At 65.0% G+C, this 19,700-nt stretch carries 16 protein-coding genes and 1 tRNA gene; all 17 read left to right on the top strand.

Going from position 1 to position 19,700, the window contains the following annotated elements; all coding sequences use genetic code 11:
- Nucleotides 1-94: 94 nt before the first annotated feature.
- The 17 genes from recA to glyA all read left to right on the top strand — a co-directional run bounded on the left by recA (nt 95) and on the right by glyA (nt 19,644).
- The gene (gene recA, locus KUW62_RS06440; RefSeq protein WP_224814684.1) at nt 95-1,171 is read left to right on the top strand and encodes a recombinase RecA; all 1,077 of its coding nucleotides are present in this window, start codon (nt 95-97) and stop codon (nt 1,169-1,171) included.
- 126 nt (nt 1,172-1,297) lie between these two features.
- On the top strand, nt 1,298-3,946 hold the full coding sequence (gene alaS, locus KUW62_RS06445) for an alanine--tRNA ligase (protein ID WP_224814685.1): 2,649 nt from the start codon (nt 1,298-1,300) through the stop codon (nt 3,944-3,946).
- A 3-nt stretch (nt 3,947-3,949) separates the two neighbouring features.
- The gene (locus tag KUW62_RS06450; protein ID WP_224814686.1) at nt 3,950-4,240 is read left to right on the top strand and encodes a DUF1330 domain-containing protein; all 291 of its coding nucleotides are present in this window, start codon (nt 3,950-3,952) and stop codon (nt 4,238-4,240) included.
- A 54-nt stretch (nt 4,241-4,294) separates the two neighbouring features.
- Nucleotides 4,295-5,710 (top strand): deoxyribodipyrimidine photo-lyase, encoded by a 1,416-nt coding sequence (locus KUW62_RS06455; RefSeq protein WP_224814687.1) that lies wholly within the window; start codon nt 4,295-4,297, stop codon nt 5,708-5,710.
- Nucleotides 5,711-5,810: 100 nt separating this feature from the next.
- Nucleotides 5,811-7,022 (top strand): cyclopropane-fatty-acyl-phospholipid synthase family protein, encoded by a 1,212-nt coding sequence (locus KUW62_RS06460; RefSeq protein ID WP_224814688.1) that lies wholly within the window; start codon nt 5,811-5,813, stop codon nt 7,020-7,022.
- Nucleotides 7,023-7,038: 16 nt separating this feature from the next.
- Nucleotides 7,039-7,479, top strand: coding sequence for a TrgA family protein (locus KUW62_RS06465; protein ID WP_224814689.1), 441 nt, complete (start codon nt 7,039-7,041; stop codon nt 7,477-7,479).
- Between the two features lie 3 nt (nt 7,480-7,482).
- Entirely contained in the window at nt 7,483-8,610 is a 1,128-nt protein-coding gene (locus KUW62_RS06470) for an NUDIX domain-containing protein (protein WP_224814690.1), read from the top strand.
- Nucleotides 8,611-8,685: 75 nt separating this feature from the next.
- Nucleotides 8,686-9,711 (top strand): cysteine synthase A, encoded by a 1,026-nt coding sequence (locus KUW62_RS06475; RefSeq protein ID WP_224814691.1) that lies wholly within the window; start codon nt 8,686-8,688, stop codon nt 9,709-9,711.
- Nucleotides 9,708-12,188: a DUF3772 domain-containing protein gene (locus KUW62_RS06480; RefSeq protein ID WP_224814692.1), complete on the top strand. Its 2,481-nt coding sequence runs from the start codon at nt 9,708-9,710 to the stop codon at nt 12,186-12,188. Before KUW62_RS06475 ends, KUW62_RS06480 begins: the two co-directional genes overlap by 4 nt.
- Nucleotides 12,189-12,190: 2 nt before the next feature.
- Nucleotides 12,191-12,907 carry an alanyl-tRNA editing protein gene (locus tag KUW62_RS06485; RefSeq protein ID WP_224814693.1) on the top strand — a complete coding sequence of 239 codons (717 nt, stop codon included), beginning with the start codon at nt 12,191-12,193 and terminating at the stop codon, nt 12,905-12,907.
- 81 nt (nt 12,908-12,988) lie between these two features.
- A tRNA-Ser gene (locus KUW62_RS06490) sits at nt 12,989-13,078 on the top strand.
- 250 nt (nt 13,079-13,328) lie between these two features.
- Entirely contained in the window at nt 13,329-13,703 is a 375-nt protein-coding gene (locus KUW62_RS06495) for a methylglyoxal synthase (RefSeq protein WP_224814694.1), read from the top strand.
- A 276-nt stretch (nt 13,704-13,979) separates the two neighbouring features.
- The gene (locus KUW62_RS06500; RefSeq protein ID WP_224814695.1) at nt 13,980-15,284 is read left to right on the top strand and encodes an extracellular solute-binding protein; all 1,305 of its coding nucleotides are present in this window, start codon (nt 13,980-13,982) and stop codon (nt 15,282-15,284) included.
- Nucleotides 15,285-15,375: 91 nt separating this feature from the next.
- Nucleotides 15,376-16,257: an ABC transporter permease subunit gene (locus KUW62_RS06505; protein ID WP_224814696.1), complete on the top strand. Its 882-nt coding sequence runs from the start codon at nt 15,376-15,378 to the stop codon at nt 16,255-16,257.
- 13 nt (nt 16,258-16,270) lie between these two features.
- On the top strand, nt 16,271-17,188 hold the full coding sequence (locus KUW62_RS06510) for an ABC transporter permease subunit (RefSeq protein ID WP_224814697.1): 918 nt from the start codon (nt 16,271-16,273) through the stop codon (nt 17,186-17,188).
- Between the two features lie 20 nt (nt 17,189-17,208).
- The gene (locus KUW62_RS06515) at nt 17,209-18,258 is read left to right on the top strand and encodes a sn-glycerol-3-phosphate import ATP-binding protein UgpC (protein WP_224814698.1); all 1,050 of its coding nucleotides are present in this window, start codon (nt 17,209-17,211) and stop codon (nt 18,256-18,258) included.
- 60 nt (nt 18,259-18,318) lie between these two features.
- Nucleotides 18,319-19,644, top strand: coding sequence for a serine hydroxymethyltransferase (gene glyA, locus KUW62_RS06520; RefSeq protein WP_224814699.1), 1,326 nt, complete (start codon nt 18,319-18,321; stop codon nt 19,642-19,644).
- Nucleotides 19,645-19,700: the final 56 nt, after the last annotated feature.

Consider the following 19,700-nt stretch of genomic DNA (forward strand, 5'->3'; position numbering starts at 1 on the left):
AGGTGAACAAGAGCATGCCGGATATCGGGATCCAAAGACCCGGACCGGCCCCATTGCCGCCACGCCCCGCGGCATGACATAAGGATGAAACTCCATGGCAACGGCGAACCTTCTCGACATGACTGACCGTATCTCGGCCGATAAGCAAAAGGCCCTCGACAGCGCATTGGCCCAGATCGAACGGCAGTTCGGTAAAGGGTCGATCATGAAACTGGGCGGCGAGAACGCGCTGCCGGATATCGACTCCACGTCGACCGGGTCGCTTGGCCTCGACATCGCACTGGGGATCGGTGGCATTCCGAAGGGCCGCATCGTGGAAATCTACGGCCCGGAAAGCTCGGGCAAGACCACGCTGACGCTGCATTGCGTGGCCGAGGAACAGAAGAAGGGCGGCGTTTGCGCCTTCGTGGACGCAGAACATGCGCTTGATCCGCAATATGCCAAGAAACTCGGCGTGAACCTGGATGAGCTGCTGATCTCGCAGCCCGATACCGGTGAACAGGCGCTCGAGATCGTCGATACGCTGGTGCGCTCCGGCGCGGTCTCGATGGTCATCGTCGACTCGGTCGCGGCGCTGACGCCAAAGTCCGAGCTGGAAGGCGACATGGGCGACTCGTCGGTGGGTGTCCATGCCCGCCTGATGAGCCAGGCGATGCGCAAGCTGACGGGCTCCATCAACCGCTCCGGCTGCACGGTCATTTTCATCAACCAGATCCGCATGAAGATCGGCGTCATGTTCGGCTCGCCCGAGACGACGACGGGCGGCAACGCGCTGAAATTCTACTCCTCCGTCCGGCTGGACATCCGCCGCATCGGCGCCCTGAAGGACCGCGATGAGGTCGTCGGCAACGCCACCCGCGTGAAGGTCGTCAAGAACAAGGTGGCGCCGCCGTTCAAGCAGGTGGAATTCGACATCATGTACGGCGAAGGCATCTCCAAGATGGGCGAATTGCTGGATCTGGGCGTGAAGGCCGGGGTGGTCGAAAAGTCCGGGTCCTGGTTCAGCTACGGCGATGAGCGGATCGGCCAGGGGCGCGAGAATGCCAAGGCCTTCCTGAAGGAGAATTCCGACATCGCGTTGCAGATCGAAGACAAGATCCGCGCGGCCCACGGCCTCGATTTCGAGATGGCGCGGGACGGCGACGAAGACATCCTCGACGACGACGAATAAGTCGCCACGATCCGAAGGTGCAAGGGGCGGTCCGATCGGGCCGCCCTTTTTCGTTTGCCTCCTGTGGACAGGGCCGGGTCGCGGGGATACATCGGCCCCTGCACCCCAAGCCACGGACGCGCGCCCATGACCAGCCTCAACGATATCCGCTCGACCTTCCTTGATTACTTCGCCCGGCAGGGCCACGAGGTCGTGCCGTCAAGCCCGCTGGTGCCGCGCAATGACCCAACGCTGATGTTCGTCAATTCCGGCATGGTGCAGTTCAAGAACCTCTTCACCGGGGTCGAAAAACGCGACTACCAGCGCGCGACGACCAGCCAGAAATGCGTGCGCGCCGGCGGCAAGCACAACGACCTCGACAACGTGGGCTACACGGCGCGGCACCACACGTTCTTCGAGATGCTGGGAAATTTCAGCTTCGGCGATTACTTCAAGGACGATGCCATCGCCTTCGCGTGGGAATTGATCACCCGCGATTTCGGCATCGACAAGTCGAAACTGCTGACGACGGTCTACCACACCGATGACGAGGCGTTCGAGATCTGGAAGAAGGTCGGCGTGCCGGAGGACCGGATCATCCGCATCGCGACCTCAGACAATTTCTGGCAGATGGGCCCGACCGGCCCGTGCGGGCCGTGCACCGAGATCTTCTATGACCACGGCGATCATATCTGGGGCGGCCCCCCGGGCAGCGCGGAGGAGGACGGGGACCGGTTCATCGAGATCTGGAACATCGTCTTCATGCAAAACGAGCAATTCGCCGACGGCTCCATGGTGCCGCTGGATATGCAGAGCATCGACACCGGTATGGGGCTGGAACGGATCGGGGCGCTCTTGCAGGGCAGCCATGACAATTACGACACCGACACGATGCGCGCGCTGATGGAGGCGTCGGCGAATGCGTCATCGACCGACATCGACGGCACCCAGAACGTGCATCACCGCGTGATCGCCGATCACTTGCGCTCGACCAGCTTCCTGATCGCCGACGGGGTGATGCCGTCCAATGACGGGCGCGGCTATGTCCTGCGCCGGATCATGCGGCGTGCGATGCGGCACGCGCATCTTCTGGGTGCCAAGGACCCGTTGATGCACCGCCTTGTCCCCGCATTGGTCAGCCAGATGGGCCAGGCCTATCCGGAACTGGGGCAGGCGCAGGCGCTGATTGCCGAGACCCTGAAGCTGGAGGAGGAACGGTTTCGTCAGACCCTCGACCGCGGCCTGAAGCTGCTGGATGAGGAGCTTGCCGACCTGCCCGAGGGCAGCGACCTGCCCGGCGCGGCGGCCTTCAAGCTCTACGACACATACGGCTTCCCGCTGGATCTGACGCAGGATGCGCTGCGCGAGAAGGGGCGCGGCGTGGACACGGACGGCTTCGATGCCGCCATGGCCGAGCAGAAGGCCAAGGCGCGCGCGGCGTGGTCCGGTTCGGGCGATGCCGCGGACGCGACGATCTGGTTCGACATCGCGGAAGAGCACGGGGTGACGGAATTCCTCGGCTATGACACGGAAGTGGCGGAGGGGCAGATCCTTGCGCTCGTCACGGACAGCGCGCGGGTCGATGCGGCCAAGGGCGACGTGACGCTGGTGCTGAACCAGACGCCATTCTACGCGGAATCGGGCGGGCAGGTGGGGGATACCGGCGTCATCCGCACCGAAACCGGCACCGTCACCATCACCGACACCCGCAAGGTCGCGGATGTGTTCCTGCATATCGGCCACGTCACCGAGGGGGAGGTGAAGCCGGGGCAGGGGGCGGAGTTGCGCGTCGATCACGATCGGCGCACCACGATCCGCGCCAATCACTCCGCCACGCACCTGCTGCACGAGGCCCTGCGCCGCGCACTTGGCGATCACGTGGCCCAGCGCGGCTCGCTGAACGCGCCGGACCGGCTGCGCTTCGACTTCTCCCACGGCAAGGCGCTGAGCCTGGAGGAATTGGCGGGGATCGAGGCGGAGGTGAACGCATTCATTCGCCAAAACGCCCCCGTCGACACGCGGATCATGACGCCCGACGATGCAAGGGGCCTGGGCGCGCAGGCGCTCTTTGGTGAGAAATACGGGGACGAGGTGCGGGTGGTCAGCATGGGCACGCTCGACGGGTCTGGGAAAGGCATGGACGGCAACACCTATTCGCTGGAATTGTGCGGCGGCACCCATGTGACGCGCACGGGCGATATCGGGGTGTTCGTGACGCTCGGCGACAGCGCGTCGTCGGCCGGGGTGCGTCGGATCGAGGCGCTGACCGGACCCGCGGCGTTCGAGTACCTGTCGCAACAGGATCACCGCATGGGCGCGCTTGCGCTGGAACTGAACGCGCAACCGGGCGATGTGCTTGACCGGATCAAGGCGCTCAAGGACGAGCGCAAGAAGCTGGAAAACGAGGTGTCGCAGTTGCGCCGCGAATTGGCCATGGCGGGTGGGGCGAGCACGCCGGACGCCGCAGAGGTGGGGGGCATCGCCTTCCACGCGCAGGTGTTAAGCGGCGTGACGGGTAAGGATCTGGCGGCGATCGTGGATGAACACAAAGCGCGCCTTGGGTCTGGCGCGGTCCTGTTGATCGCCGATGCGGGCGGCAAGGCCGCCGTCGCCGCCGGTGTGACCGATGATCTGACGGACCGCATCAGCGCCGTGGACCTTGTCCGCGCGGCCACGCCCGTGCTTGGTGGCAAGGGCGGCGGCGGGCGGCCCGATTTCGCACAGGGCGGCGGGGCCGATGCCAGCAAGGCAGACGATGCCATCGCCGCTGCCAAAGACGTCTTGAAAGGAGCCTGAGACATGCCCGGAGCCTATTGGATCGCCCATGTGACCGTCACCGACGAGGACGCCTACGGCAAATACGCCGCGCTGGCGACACAGGCTATCGCGGCCCATGGCGGCACGTTTCTTGCGCGCGGCGGCCGGGCCATCCAGAAGGAAGGCCGCGCCCATCCGCGCAATGTCGTGGCGTTCTTCCCATCCCTCGACGCGGCCAATGAATGCTACGAATCCGCCACCTATCAGGAGGCGTTGAGCCACGCCAAGGACGCCTCCGAACGGGATTTGGTGCTGGTCGAAGCGGCGGAGTGACTTGACCCCGCCGTCCACGCCCTAACTTGGCGTGAAACGGTTAACGGGCAGTACATGGCACAACCTATCATCTACTGGGTCCGGCGCGATCTGCGCCTGTCGGATAACCCGGCATTGGTCGCGGCCTGCGCGGCGGGCGGACCCGTGATCCCCGTGTTCATCTGCGACGAGGTGGTGGAACGCCACGGCGCGGCCCCGAAATGGCGGCAGGGTCTGGGGGTTGAGGCGTTCGCGAGGACCCTGGAGGAGGCGGGATCGAAACTGATCCTGCGGCGCGGCGATGCGCTGGCACAATTGCAGGCGCTGATCGAGGATACCGGCGCGGCGGAGGTGCATTGGAACCGCCTTTACGATCCCGATAGCCGCAAACGCGATGAGGGCGTGAAGGCGGCGCTGAAGGATGCCGATATCAAAGCCGTCAGTCACCGGGGCCACGTCCTGTTCGAGCCGTGGACGGTGGAGACGGGCAGTGGGTCGTTTTACAAGGTCTATACCCCGTTCTGGAAAGCCGTGCGTGACCGAGACCCCGGCGATGCCCTGGCCACGCCCAAGATCCCCGCGCCGGATAGCTGGCCCGCCTCCGACGATATCGCGGATTGGGACCTTGGGGCGGCGATGGACCGGGGCGTGGAGGTGGTGGCCGACCATCTGAACGTGGGCGAGGGGGCCGCCCGCGCGCGGCTGGCCAATTTCATCGGCCACGGCATCGACGACTACGCCGATGCGCGCGATAACCTGGGAAAGACCGGCACCTCTCTTCTGTCCGAAAACCTCACCTACGGGGAGATCAGCGCGCGGGCCTGCTGGTGGGCGGGACGCCGCGCGATGGAGGACGGCAAACAGGGGGCGGAGACGTTCCTGAAGGAGATCGTGTGGCGCGATTTCGCGTATCACCTCGTGCATCACACGCCGCGCATCACCCACGCCAATTGGCGCGAGGATTGGGATGCCTTTCCGTGGAACGAGGATGAGCGCCGCGCGGAAGTGAAGGCGTGGAAACAGGGCCGCACGGGCATGCCCATCGTCGATGCCGCGATGCGCGAGATGTATGTGACGGGCCGGATGCACAACCGCGCGCGGATGCTGGTGGCCAGCTACCTGACCAAGCACCTGATGTGTCACTGGAAGATCGGGCTGGACTGGTTCGAGGATTGTCTTGTGGATTGGGACCCGGCCAGCAACGCCATGGGCTGGCAATGGTCCGCAGGCTCCGGCCCGGACGCGACGCCGTATTTTCGCGTCTTCAACCCCGAGACCCAGGCGGAGAAGTTCGACAGGCACGCACGCTACCGCACGCGGTGGCTGGCCGAGCTTTCGTCGCAACCTCCGCAAACCGCGTGCAGCTATTTCGAGGCGATCCCCCGGTCCTGGCCGATGTCGCCCGAAGACGCTTATCCCGATGCCCCGATCGTGAGCGCGTCGGAGGGGCGGCAACGGGCGCTGGACGCCTATTCCAACCGAAACTTCTGACGCGGATGTGTCGTGCTTGAGTGACGCGCTATGTGTAAAGGACTTGCTCCGGGCGCACCGGGCCGCCAAAACGTAAACGGGCAGGGAACAAGGGAAAAAAATGACGGTTTTCACGACACTTGAGGGGCAGCGCGATCTGCCGCGCTACTTCAAGGCGGTGTTCGATCAGGCCAAGGGGCTGGAACATGGGCGGCTCGATTTCCGACTGCCCGACGGGCGGCTGTTCCGGGTTGAGGGCTCCAAGCCCGGCCCGGTGGGCGAGTTGGACATCCACAACGAAGACATCTTCGCCCGCCTGATCCGCGAGGGCGATCTGGGGTTTTGTGAAGCCTATCTCGACGAATGGTGGTCCACGCCCGATTTGCAGGGGTTCCTCGACGTGGTTCACGCCGACAATGACGAGGTCTATGACGGCTTTCTCGGCCTTAGGATTATCCGCGCCTACGAAAAATTCCGCTTCTGGCTGCAATCCAATTCCAAGCGGCAGGCCAAGAAGAATATCGCGGCCCATTACGATCTCGGCAACGATTTCTATGCCCTGTGGTTGGACGACACGATGACCTATTCAAGCGCGCTGTTCGAGACGGGGCAGGAAAGCCTCGAGACGGCGCAGATCGCGAAATATGCCTCCATGGTGGATCAGATGGGTGCGATGCCCGGCGACCATGTGCTGGAGATCGGCTGCGGCTGGGGCGGGTTCGCGGAATACGCGGCGCGCGAGCGAGGGCTGAAGGTCACGGGCCTCACCATCAGCCGCGAACAGCACGATTACGCCGTCAAACGCATCGCCGATGCAGGCTTGAGCGACCGGGTGGAGATCAAACTTCAGGATTACCGTGACGAACAGGGCACATATGACGGCATCGCTTCCATCGAGATGTTCGAGGCGGTCGGGGAGAAATACTGGCCCGTCTACTTCGACACGCTGCGCGAACGGCTCAAGCCCGGGAAGCAGGCCACGCTCCAGATCATCACGGTGCAGGACAAGCGGTGGGACGTCTACCGCCGGGGCGTTGATTTCATTCAGAAATACATCTTTCCGGGTGGCATGTTGCCCGCGCCAAAAGTGCTCAGGGAACAGGTCCTGCGCGCGGGCCTGGAGGTGGCCCATTCGGTGGAATTCGGCGAAAGCTACAGCCAGACCTGCCGCCGCTGGTACGACACGTTCAACGAGAAATGGGACCAGATTTCCGCGCTCGGCTTCGACGATCGCTTCCGCCGGATGTGGAATTTCTACCTGACCTCTTGCGCGGCGACGTTCCATTTCGGAAATTGCGACGTGACACAGATCACGGTGCGGAGGCCGGTGTGATTATCGGAACGATCTAATGCCCACGGGCGCCAAGCTGGTCGGCGGTATCGTGTTCATGGCGGTGGGCTGGTTCGCGGCGTTGCAGGTGATCCTGACAATGCCCGAGGGCACGCCGGCCACTTACTTCCCCCACACGATCGCCGCCATCGGCCTCTGGCAAGGTTGGATGGTGATGGGCAACCGCGCGGGGGCGGGCATTGGATCGGGCATCGCCAACGGCATCCGCACCTCGGCCCAGATCGCGTTTTTCGGGCTGATGCTGTTTGCGCTGCGCACGATGTTCATCCGCTCCTCCGACCTGCGCTATGACAGCCCGGGGGAGGCGACGGTGGACGCGCTGAACCTGTTTCTGGAATACTTTCTGCAAATGCTGACGGTGGAGATCTGGGGCGTGCTCCTGATCGGCGGGGCCGTGGGCGGGTTGGTCACGGAACTGGCCGCAAAGGCGTGGCGCTAGGCGATGACCCCGATCTTCCTGTTCGGCACCCTGTGCCATCAGCCGTTGCTGGACCTCGTGGCGGGCCAGCCGGTGCGCATGGAACCCGCGCGCCTTGCGGGCCATCGCGCGGCCTGGGTCAAGGGCGCGTCCTACCCGATGCTGGAGGCGCGCGCGGATTGCGAGGCCGACGGGGCGCTCATCATCCCTGAGCCGCAATCGCTTCTGCGCCTTGATTTCTACGAGGCCTGCTTCGGCTATACCCGCCGCGCCCTTCGCGTCCATTGGGACGGCGCGGAGATCGAGGCGGAGGCGTGGTTCCCGCCCGAGCAGGCCGGCACACCGGGGGAAGATTGGTCGCTGCCCGCCTGGGCACGGCAATGGGGCGACGTATCCGTGCAGGCCGCGTCCGAGGTCATGCGCCAGATGGGCCGGCAGAGCCCGGAAGAGGTTGGCCAACGCTTCGGCATCATCCGCGCTCGGGCGGAGGCTTATGTCAGGGCCAGCCGTTGGCGCAGGCCGGGCCATGTCGGGCGCGGCTTCACCCGCGCCAATGCCATCCACCATGGCACCGAGCATGTCCATGACGGCTTTTTCAACATGGAAGAGGTCCGCGCGAGCCATGCGACCTTCAAGGGCGGCACCGCGGGGCCGATGACACGCGCCGTCTTCCGCGTGGCCGATGCCGTGACGGTTCTGCCCTATGACCCGGTGCGGGACCGTATCTTACTGATCGAGCAGTTCCGCTTCGGCCCATTCGCCCATGGCGATGCCGCGCCCTGGATGGTGGAGCCCATTGCGGGGCTGCTGGATGCCGGTGAAACGGCCGAGCAATGCGCGCGCCGCGAAGCGCGGGAGGAGGCGCGCCTGACCCTTGGCGCGCTCCATTTCATCGGGCGCTACTATCCCACGCCGGGCGGTGTGGCGCAGGTCCTGTTCTCCTATCTCGGCCTTGCCGATCTGCCGGATTCCATCGTGGGCGTCGGCGGCCACGCGCAGGAGAACGAGGATATCCTGAGCCATCTGGTGCCCTACGCCCTGGCGCTGAAGATGCTGGCGGAGGGCGACATGGCCAATGGCCCGCTGATCCTGTCGATGCAATACCTGATGCTGAACCGCGACCGCCTGCGATCCACGGTGCGTCTGGGATGATCCGCGCGGGTTGAGATCGCGCCCCGAAACTCCTACTCCTGTCGCAACCTCTCGGCCCCGGAAAGGCGTGCACCCATGACGACCCATAAAGACCTCGCCTCCGCCATCGGAAACACGCCCCTCATCCGCCTCAACGCGGCCTCCGACGCGACGGGATGCGAGATCCTGGGCAAGGCGGAATTCCTGAACCCCGGCCAGTCGGTCAAGGACCGTGCGGCGCTTTTCATCATCCGCGATGCGGTGGCGCGCGGCGACCTGCGCCCCGGCGGCACGATCGTGGAGGGTACGGCGGGCAATACTGGCATCGGCCTTGCACTGGTCGGTGCGTCCCTTGGGTTCAAGACGGTGATCGTGATCCCCAACACCCAGAGCCAAGAGAAGAAGGACATGATCCGCATCGCGGGCGCCGAACTGATCGAGGTGCCCGCCGTCCCCTATTCCAACCCCAACAACTACGTGAAGTATTCCGGTCGGTTGGCCGAACGGCTGGCCCAAAGCGATCCCAATGGCGCGATCTGGGCGAACCAATTCGACAATGTGGCCAACAGACAGGCCCATATCGACATGACCGGCCCGGAGATCTGGGAGCAGACGGAGCATAAGGTAAACGGCTTTACCTGCGCCGTGGGCTCCGGCGGGACACTGGCGGGCGTCGGAATGGTGTTGCAGCCCAAGGGTGTGAAGGTCGCGCTGTCGGACCCCGAAGGCTCGGGCCTTTACAAGCTCTATACGGGCCAGGAGGCGGGTGGAAACTCCATTACCGAAGGGATCGGGCAGGGGCGCATCACCGCCAACCTTGAAGGGTTCACGCCCGATGCCTGCTACAAGATCCCCGATGCGGAGGCGCTGCCGATCGTCTACGACATCCTCGCCGACGAGGGGCTGTGCCTTGGCGGCTCCTCGGGCATCAACGTGGCCGGTGCCATCCGCATGGCGAAGGAGATGGGGCCGGGCCACACGATCGTGACGATCCTGTGCGATTACGGCACGCGCTATCAATCCAAGCTCTTCAACCCCGATTTCCTGCGCGAAAAGGGCCTGCCGGTGCCACCTTGGATGGACGGGCCGGGCCGCGACGTGCCGACGGTTTTCGCGGAATGACGAACGCGGTCCTGCGGCGTCTGGCTGGCCTGGGTGCGGCCCTTGTCCTGGCGCTTACCCTCCTCGTGGCGATGTCGCCCCCGGCAATCGCCCAGACCGGCGGCCTTGAGCCTGTGGAAGAGCCGGCCCCCGCGCCGGCGGCCGACGGGGACGTCGTGGATTACGACGCGTGGGAACGGGCCGCGAGTTCGGCGGAGAACCTGATCTCGGGCGGTGTCGCCTCCACCGCGTTTTTCGAGACCCGCCGGGCGGAGCTTGTGCGCTGGCGCGCGCGGTTCTTGTCCGCCGAATCCCAGAACGCGGCGCGCATCCAGACCATTCAGGCCCAGATCGACGGCCTCGGCCCGGCCCCGGCGGAGGGCGAGACGGAGCCCGAGGCCATCGCTGCCCGCCGCGCCGCCTTGCAGGAGCGGCTGGCCGAAGCGCAATTGCCAAGCATCCAGGCGACCGAGGCGCTGAACCGCGCCGCCGGCCTGATCGCGGAGATCGACGCCGTCCTGGCGGAACGCCAGACCCAGGAATTGCTGGAGCTGGAGCCGACGCCCACCAACCCGGTGAACTGGGCCACGGCCCTTGGCGCATTGGCGGAACTTGCACGGCTGCTGCAATCGGATACCGCCGACCTTCTGGCCGATCCGGAGGTGCGCGCGAACATCACCGATGCCGCACCCGCGATCATCGGCATGATCCTGATCGGGCTGATCCTGATCCTGCGCGGGCGTAAATTCGTGGCGCGCATGGGCGAGCGGTTCCTCGATGCCGACCGCCGCCGGGGCCGTACCGCGCTTGGGTTCCTCGTCTCGCTCGGCCAGTTGCTGCTGCCCGTCTTCGGGATCGTGCTGATCGTCGTGGCCGCCGAAATCTCGGGCCTTCTGAGCGATGAGGCGGTGGAACTGGTGGAAGCGGCGCTGAGCCTCGTGATCGGCATCTACGCGGCCCTGTGGATCGGCGGGCGGCTGTTCCCGGATCATGAAGACCGCGCCGCAGCCTTCGATATGGCGCCGAAGCTGCGCGCGCCCGCGCGCCGCACGATCCTCTGGATCGGCCTCTTCATGGGGATGGTCAACTTCGTGGAGGTCGTGTCGAGCCTCGACGTGATCCCGCCCGCCGCACGCGGGGTGCTTGTGGTGCCGGTCCACATTGCGCTGGCGTGGATGTACCTGCGCCTCGCGCGGCTTCTGCGTCGCATCCGCACCGACATGCAGGAGGCGGAGACCTCCAGCTTCGCGCCGGGCGTGTTGGGTATCGCCGCCAACGCCCTGCGCGTCGTGGCCTTCGTCGGGCCGCTTCTGGGGCTCGTGGGCTACATCAATGCCGGTGAGGCGCTGATGGTGCCCACGGGCCTGACGCTGTTCCTGATCGGGGTGCTTCTGGCGCTTCAGGCGGTGGTCCGCGACCTCTACGCGCTCGTCTTCCGCAAGACGGCGGAGGATGCGAATGCCGCGCTTGTGCCGGTCCTTGTCAATTTCGCGCTGTTTCTTGCCGCCACCCCGCTTCTGGCCATCGTCTGGGGCATACGGCCCGAGCGGCTGGGGGAGCTTTACGCCCGCATCCTTGAAGGGTTTTCCGTCGGGGACACGCGGATCACCCCCGGCGTGGTGCTGGCTGTCATCCTTGTCTTCGCCGCGGGCCTGCTGATCACCCGCATCTTGCAAGGCGCATTGCGCAGCACGGTTCTGCCGCGCACCAAGCTCGACGTGGGCGCGCGCAATGCCGTCACCTCCGGTGTGGGATATGTGGGGATCGCGCTGGCCTGCGTGATTGCCGTGACCAGCGCGGGCATCGACCTCACGGCGCTCGGCTTCGTCGTCGGTGCGCTGTCCGTGGGCATCGGCTTCGGCCTGCAAAACGTGGTGTCCAACTTCGTCTCCGGCATCATCCTCCTGATCGAGCGTCCGATTTCCGAAGGCGACTGGATCGAGGTCAACGGCAATATGGGGATCGTCAAGGACATCTCCGTGCGGTCCACCACGATCGAGACCTTCGACAAGACCGACGTGATCGTACCCAATGCCGATTTCGTCTCCGGTACGGTCACGAACTGGACGCGCGGCAACACCGTGGGCCGGGCCATCGTGACGGTCGGCGTGGCCTACGGCACAGACACACGACGCGTGTCCGAAATCCTGTCGGAGATTGCCCATGGCCACCCCGACGTCGCCAAGTTTCCTGAACCCGGCGTCGATTTTCTGGGTTTCGGGGCCGACAGCCTCGATTTCCGGGTCCGCTGCATCTTGCGCGACATCAACCTGTTGGTGGTTACGAAGACCGAATTGCATCACCAGATCGCGGAACGCTTCGCCGCCGAGGGGATCGAGATCCCCTTCGCCCAACGCGACATCTGGCTGCGCAATCCCGAGGCGTTGCCGAATGCCACCCCCCGGTCCGAGCCGGAGGCCGAGGCCGAGCCCGACACCGATACCGACCCAGAGGCCGCGCCCGATCCGCGCGACCCGTCCCCATCAACGCCCGAGTAACGATGACCGAACCCCTGTTTCTGGACGATCCCTACCGCACCTCCGCCGCCGCCCGCGTCGTGGCCCATACCGAGGAGGGGGGCGTGATCCTCAACCGCACAATCTTCTACGCGCGCGGCGGCGGCCAGCCGGGTGACAGCGGCACGCTGGATTGGGACGGCGGGCGCATTCCGATCGCCACCGCGGTCAAGGGCGCGGAGGGCGCCATCGTGCTTGTCCCGGCAGAGCCGTCCGCCCTGCCGCCCGTGGGGGCCACGGTCGACCAACGGCTCGACTGGGACCGGCGGCACGGCCATATGCGTATCCACACCGCGCTGCATCTTCTGTCGGTCGTGATCCCGCTGGCCGTGACGGGCGGGGCCGTGGGGGCCGATAAGGGGCGGCTCGATTTCAACATGCCCGACCCGCCCGAGGACAAGCAGATCCTCGAAGGGCGACTGAATGCGCTGGTCACGCGCGACCTGCCCGTCTCGGTGGAATGGATCACGGAGGCAGAGCTGGACGCCAACCCGACCCTCGTGAAGACCCTGTCCGTGCAACCGCCCCGTGGGTCGGGCCGGATACGGCTCGTCCGGATCGGGGAGGGGAGGGACAGCGTCGATCTGCAACCCTGCGGCGGCACCCACGTGAAGCGCACCGGAGAGATCGGGAAACTGGTGATCGCCAAGATCGAGAACAAGGGCAAGCAGAACCGCCGGGTGACGATCGAACTGGCCTAGGGAGGCGCGGGCGAAACACCTTCCGCGGATCGCATCTAACCCCCTTGCACCTCCCCACCAATCTTGGGTAGACCCGGCCTTGGACAGGTGGCCGAGTGGTCGAAGGCGCGCGCCTGGAAAGTGCGTAGGCGGGAGACCGTCTCGAGGGTTCGAATCCCTTCCTGTCCGCCACCAACCCCGCATTTCCAATCGTTTTTGAATGCCGGGGGCCTCGCCCCGCCCGGCCCCATCCCTGTTTTTGCATAACATTTTGCATACCGTTCCGCTCCGCACCGACGGCGGGGCGGTATACATCAAGCATCCATCCACCCGATGTCCCGATCCCCCTGATCCGCGAACGCGCATTCGCGGGTGATTTCCGGTCGGCGTCGCGATATGCCGGGCGCGTTGGGGCAGTTCCGCCCCGTGTCGGAGGCATGACATGCGCAAATCCATCGCCCTCGTGGCCCATGATGCCAAGAAGGACGATCTTGTGGCCTGGGCCAGGGCTCACGAGGTGGACTTGGCGGGCCACAACCTCTATGGCACCGGCACGACCGGCGGGCGCATCCGCGATGAGACGGCGCTGGAGATCACGCCGCTGAAATCCGGGCCCCTGGGCGGCGATGCGCAACTGGGCGCGATGATCGCCGAGGGGCGTCTGGATGCGCTGATCTTCTTCGTCGATCCTCTGTCGGCCATGCCCCATGACGTCGATATCAAATCGCTCATCCGCCTTGCGATCCTCTACGACACGCCGCTTGCGGTGAACGAGGCGACGGCCACGGGCATTCTTCCGGGCCTTTCCGCGGATTGACCGCGCGCGGCTGTCATGCGCGCGTCTGTCACGCGCGCGGCTGTCACAGGGGCGTCACGGACTCACCCTAGATCACCGCCCAGAGAGTGTGCCGGGGGCCATCAAGCGGATTGCGCTTTGGCGCGGACGGTGTAGGCTGATCCCCGCGCGACACTCTTTGGGGGAGGATGCGGTCCGCGTGCGTCCCCCAACGATCATGACGACCTGCTGCATTGCACATGCAGGCGGTCGCGCCTTTCGCGCCCGGTCCGGGTGCATCACTGATGGGAGAGACGAATGACCCTCAAGACAACGTTGTCGCTTGGCCTTGCCGCCGGCCTGCTGGCCGGTGCCGCGGCGCAGGCGCAAACCGAGATTGAATTCTGGCACGCCATGGGCGGCCAACTTGGCGAAACGGTCAACCAGCTGGCCGAAGACTTCAACGCCAGCCAGGACCAGTACGTCCTGACGCCCGTCTTCAAGGGCACTTACGAGGAAACCCTGACCTCGGCGATTGCCGCGTTCCGCGCGGGCGAACAGCCCAACATCGTGCAGGTCTTCGACGCAGGCGCCGCCACCGTGATCGGGGCCACCGGTGCCACCATCCCCGTGGAACAGCTGATGTCCGACAACGGCATCGACTTCGACCGCGAGGATTACATCTCGGGCGTGCGCAACTTCTACGCCGACGCCGATGGGCAGATGATCGGCATGCCGTTCAACTCCTCCACGCCGATCATGTATTACAACGCCGACGCGCTGGCCGAGGCCGGGGTGGAGCCGCCCGCGACCTGGGAAGAGTTTGCCGAAACCACCGCGCCCGCGCTGCTGGAGGCGGGCTACATCCCCCTTGCGCAATCGCACCTGCCGTGGATCTTCACGGAGAACTTCTTCTCCCGCCACAACCTGCAATTCGCCACCAACGACAACGGCTATACCGGCGTCGATACCGAAATCCTCGTGAACCATCCCGCCATCCGCGCCCATTTCGAGGCGCTGACCGAATGGCAGGAGGCGGGCTATTTCGAGTGGTACGGCACCGGCTGGGGCGACAACCAGGACCCGTTCGAGGCCGGTGAAGTGGCCATGTGGCTCGGCTCCTCCGGCTCGTTCGGCGGCATCGCCGACCGCGTGGACTTCAACTTCTCCGCCGCCATGCTGCCCTATTGGGAGGCGGTCACGACGGAACCCACGCAGACCTTCATCGGCGGCGCGGCCCTGTTCGCCATGTCCGGCTTCGATGAGGCCGAGAACGAAGCCACCGCGGCGTTCTTCGACTTCCTCGACAGTGTCGATGCGCAGGTCATGTGGCACACGGAAACGGGCTACGTTCCGATCACCACCGCCGCCTATGAGGCGACCGCCGAGCAAGGCCATTACGAGGAATTCCCCGCCGCCGAAGTGGGCGTTCAGCAGCTGCAACTGCCCTCGGGCGAATGGACCCGTGGCTACCGCATGGGCTTCTACGTGCAGATCCGCGACGTGATGAACCGTGAATACGGCCGCATCCTGACCGGTGAGGCCACGGTGGACGAAGCCTTCGCCATCATCGAGGAAGAGGCCAACGAGCTTCTCGCCCGGTTCGCCCAGACCCAGGGCTGAGCGACCGACGATAATCGCGCTGGCCGGGTTTGTCCCGGCCAGTCGCCAACCAAAAGACGACCCGCCACTTTTCCAGGGGGAGAGCATTTCCGTGAAACGCGCCGCATTCGGGCATATCGGCTTTCCGATCCTGCTCCTGATCCCCCAACTCGCCATCATCGCGATCTTCTTCTACTGGCCGGCGGGCTACGCGATCCAATCCTCCTTCTACCTCGAAGATCCGTTCGGCTTCGGCTCCACCTTCGTGGGGATGGAGAACTACACCCGCCTCGCACGGTCCTCCAATTACATGTCGAGCGCGTGGTTCACCTTGATCTTCACCTGCCTCGTCACCTTCTTCGCGCTTGCCATCGCCCTTTTGCTGGCGGTCAAGGCCGACAAGGTGATCCGCGGCGCGCGCACCTACCGCACGCTGCTGATGTGGGTCTACGCCATCGCGCCACCCGTCGCGGGCCTGATCGGCGTGATGCTGTTCGACCAGTCACGCGGCAACATCACCCAGCTTCTGGGCATGATGGGGATCGAGTTTCGCCTGGGCGTGAATTACTGGGACACGGCCACGGCGATGATCTCCGTCTCGATCTGGAAACAGATCCCCGTGAACTTCATCTTCTTCCTGTCGGGGCTTCAGGCCATCCCGCGCTCGGTGCGTGAGGCCGCGATGATCGACAACCGCTCCGGCACGCGGCGGTTCTGGGACATCACCTTCCCGCTGCTGGCGCCCACGGGCTTCTTCCTGCTCATCATCAACATCACCTATTCGCTCTTCGACACGTTCGGCATCGTCGACACGATCGTGAAAGGCGAGCCGGGCAATAACCCCATGACGCTGGTCTACCGCGTCTTCGTCGACGGCTTCCGGGGCCAGGATCTGGGCGGATCGTCCGCGCAATCGGTCGTCCTCATGGTGCTTGTCCTGATCCTTACTATCGTGCAGTTCCGCTTCCTGGAACGCCGCATCCACTACACGTAAAGGGGGCACGGATATGGCTGACATCACCGACACCTCCACCCGGTCCGCCGCGCAATCGGCCGCCCCGACGCGGCCTGCCAAGCGCATCCGCTGGGGCGACATCGGCGACCACGCGATCCTGATCGCGGGCGCGCTTTTGATGCTGGTGCCCGTCTACATGGTCTTCGCCACCTCGTCGTGGGACGCGATCACGGTACACCGGCAGGGGATGCAATTCGGCTTCGGCGATCAGTTCGGCGTAAATTACGACGCGGCCCTGTTCGAATATGGCGGCTTCACGGACAGCGTGAATGGCGTGACGATGCTGGCCAATTCGATGATCCTGGGCCTCGGCTTTGCCATCGGCAAGATCATCGTGGGCATGATGGCGGCCTATGCCATCGTCTATTTCCGCCTGAAATTCGCGACACTTGCCTTCTGGATGATCTTCACCACGCTTCTCCTGCCGCTGGAGGTGCGCATCTTGCCGTCCTACGAGGTCATCACCTGGATGAACCTCGGCAACACCTATACCGGCCTGATCGTCCCGCTGATCGCGTCGGCCACGGCCACCTTCTTTTTCCGGCAGTATTTCCGCTCCATCCCCGAGGAATTGATCGAGGCCGCGCGCATCGACGGGGCGGGGCCGGTGAAGTTCTTCATCGACATCCTCGTGCCGCTGTCGAAAACCATGATCGCCGCGATGTTCATCATCATGTTCGTCTTCGGCTGGAACCAGTACCTTTGGCCCACGCTGATCACCACGGATGAAAGCCTGTTCACGCTCGTGCGCGGCATCCGGCAGATCATCCAATCCTACGCCGACGGGTCCGAGACGCCCGATTACGGGCAGGCGGCGGCGCTCGCCATCATCGCGATGACCCCGCCCGTCCTAATCGTCGTCTTCTTCCAAAGCTGGTTCGTGAAGGGCCTGACCGAGTCTGACAAATGAACAAGAGAGAACCATAAAATATGGCACAAGTGACCCTGAACGCTGTCCGCAAGGTCTATCCCAACGGGGCAGAGGCGTTGGAGCCGTCGACGTTCACCATCCCCGACGGGGAGCTGACGGTGCTCGTCGGCCCATCGGGCTGCGGCAAATCCACGATGCTGCGCATGGTGGCGGGGCTAGAGACGGTGACCGAGGGGGAGATTTCCATCGGCGACCGGGTCGTCAACGACATCGACCCGGCCGACCGCAACATCGCCATGGTGTTCCAGAATTACGCGCTTTACCCGCATATGAGTGTCGCGCGCAACATGGGCTACGGCCTCAAGAACCGCGGCATGGACAAGGCCGCCATCGCCGCCAAGGTGCGTGAGGCGGCGGAGATGCTGAACCTCACGGAATTCCTCGACCGCCGCCCGTCGCAACTGTCCGGCGGCCAGCGCCAGCGCGTCGCCATGGGCCGCGCCATCGTGCGGGAGCCCGACCTGTTCCTGTTCGACGAGCCGCTTTCAAACCTCGACGCCAAGCTGCGCAACCAGATGCGGATCGAGATTCGCGCGCTGCAACGCCGTCTTGGCACCACGGCGATGTATGTTACCCATGACCAGGTCGAGGCGATGACCATGGCCGACCGCATCATCGTGCTCAGCAACGGGCATATCGAACAGATCGGCACACCCAACGAGATCTACGAACACCCCGCCTCCACCTTCGTCGCGGCCTTCATGGGCGCGCCGCCGATGAACCTGCTGGAAGGGGAGGCGACGGGCGGGGCCGTCACGCTGAAGGGCGGGGCCGCGGTGCCGCAAGCGACCCCCAACGGCCATGCCGGGCCGCTGACCGTCGGTATCCGGCCCGAGGACGTGACGCCCGCCGATGACGGTGATCTGCCCTTCGACGTTGATATCATTGAGGAATTGGGCGCGCAGCGCCTGCTCCACGGCCATGTCGCGGGTCAGGCGTTTTCCGTTGCCGTGCCCAAGGACCGCGCCGCGGCCACGGGCGCCACGAAGCTGAGCGTCAAGCCCGGGGCGGTGCATCTGTTCGACCCGGACCAGGGCCGCCGCCTCTAGTTTCCCGTTGCGCCCGGCGTCACGCGGTTGTTTCGTCGCCCCACGAATGGAGGGACCGGAATGGCTTTGGTGAGACGTGATTGGGTTCCTTCGGGCAGCGAGGATCTGGTTCAGCGCATCGCGGCGCGAACCGCCGTCACCGACAGCGCGGCGCTCGCCGAACGGCTGACCGCATTGGGGGAGGAGAACCGCCGCATCCACGAGGATCGCTGCTTCAACCTCAACCCCGCCACCAACGTGATGAATCCCGCGGCGGAGGCGCTGCTTGCGAACGGCATGGGCACGCGCCCGTCGCTTGGCTATCCCGGCGACAAGTACGAGATGGGGTTGGAGGCGATCGAGGAGGCGGAGGTCATCGCCGCCGCGCTTGCCGCCGAAATCTTCGGTGCGCGTTTTGCGGAAATCCGCGTGGCGTCGGGGGCCATGGCGAACCTCTACGCCTTCATGGCGACCTGCAAACCCGGCGACACCGTGATCGTGCCGCCCGCCAGTATCGGGGGCCACGTCACCCACCACGGCGCGGGCTGTGCCGGCCTCTTCGGATTGCGGATCGTTGAGGCGCCGGTCAATGCGGATTGTTATACCATTGATATACCCGGTCTGGCCGATTTGGCGGAGAAGGAGCGCCCCGCGCTCATCACCCTTGGCGGGTCGCTCAACCTCCTGCCGCACCCGGTGGCGGAGGTGCGCGCGATTGCCGACGGGGTCGGCGCAACCGTCCTGATGGACGCCGCCCACCAATGCGGGTTGTTCGCGGGCGGGGTCTGGCCCGACCCACTAGCGGCGGGCGCGCATCTGATGACCATGAGCACCTACAAAAGCCTTGGCGGACCAGCGGGCGGCATGATCGTGACCAATGATGCAGACATCGCCAAGCGTCTGGACTCCATCGCTTTTCCGGGCATGACCGCCAATTTCGACGCCTCCAAATCCGCGGCCCTCGCACGCACGTTGCTGGATTGGCGCGATCACGGTCCGGCTTACGCGGCAGAAATGCTGCGCGTCGCGCATGAACTGGCCAAGGCATTGAAATCCCGTCAGGTTCCGGTGTTCGAGACGGCGGAGGGCCCCACCCGAAGCCACCAATTCGCCATTGCCGCCCACGAATGGGGCGGCGGGCAGGCGGCCTCCAAACACCTCTATCGCGCGGGCCTGATCGCCTGTGGCATCGGGCTGCCGATGGCGGAAATTTCCGGCGATATGAACGGCTTGCGGATCGGCACGCCGGAACTTGTCCGCTGGGGTATGGGGCAGGGCGAGGGGCAAATTGACCGCCTTGCCGACATGATTGCGCGCGCGCTGCGCAGCGACAGCCCCGAAGACCTCGCCCAGGAGGTCGCCGCATTTCGCCGTGAATTCAAGACCTTGCATTACATCACGCCGTAATCCGTCGATCCCTTCACGTTTTTGCAACTCATTCGCAATAGCCTTGCCTTTCTGCG

Origin of the sequence: Hasllibacter sp. MH4015, assembly GCF_020177575.1 — a bacterium.
Lineage (GTDB): Bacteria > Pseudomonadota > Alphaproteobacteria > Rhodobacterales > Rhodobacteraceae > Gymnodinialimonas.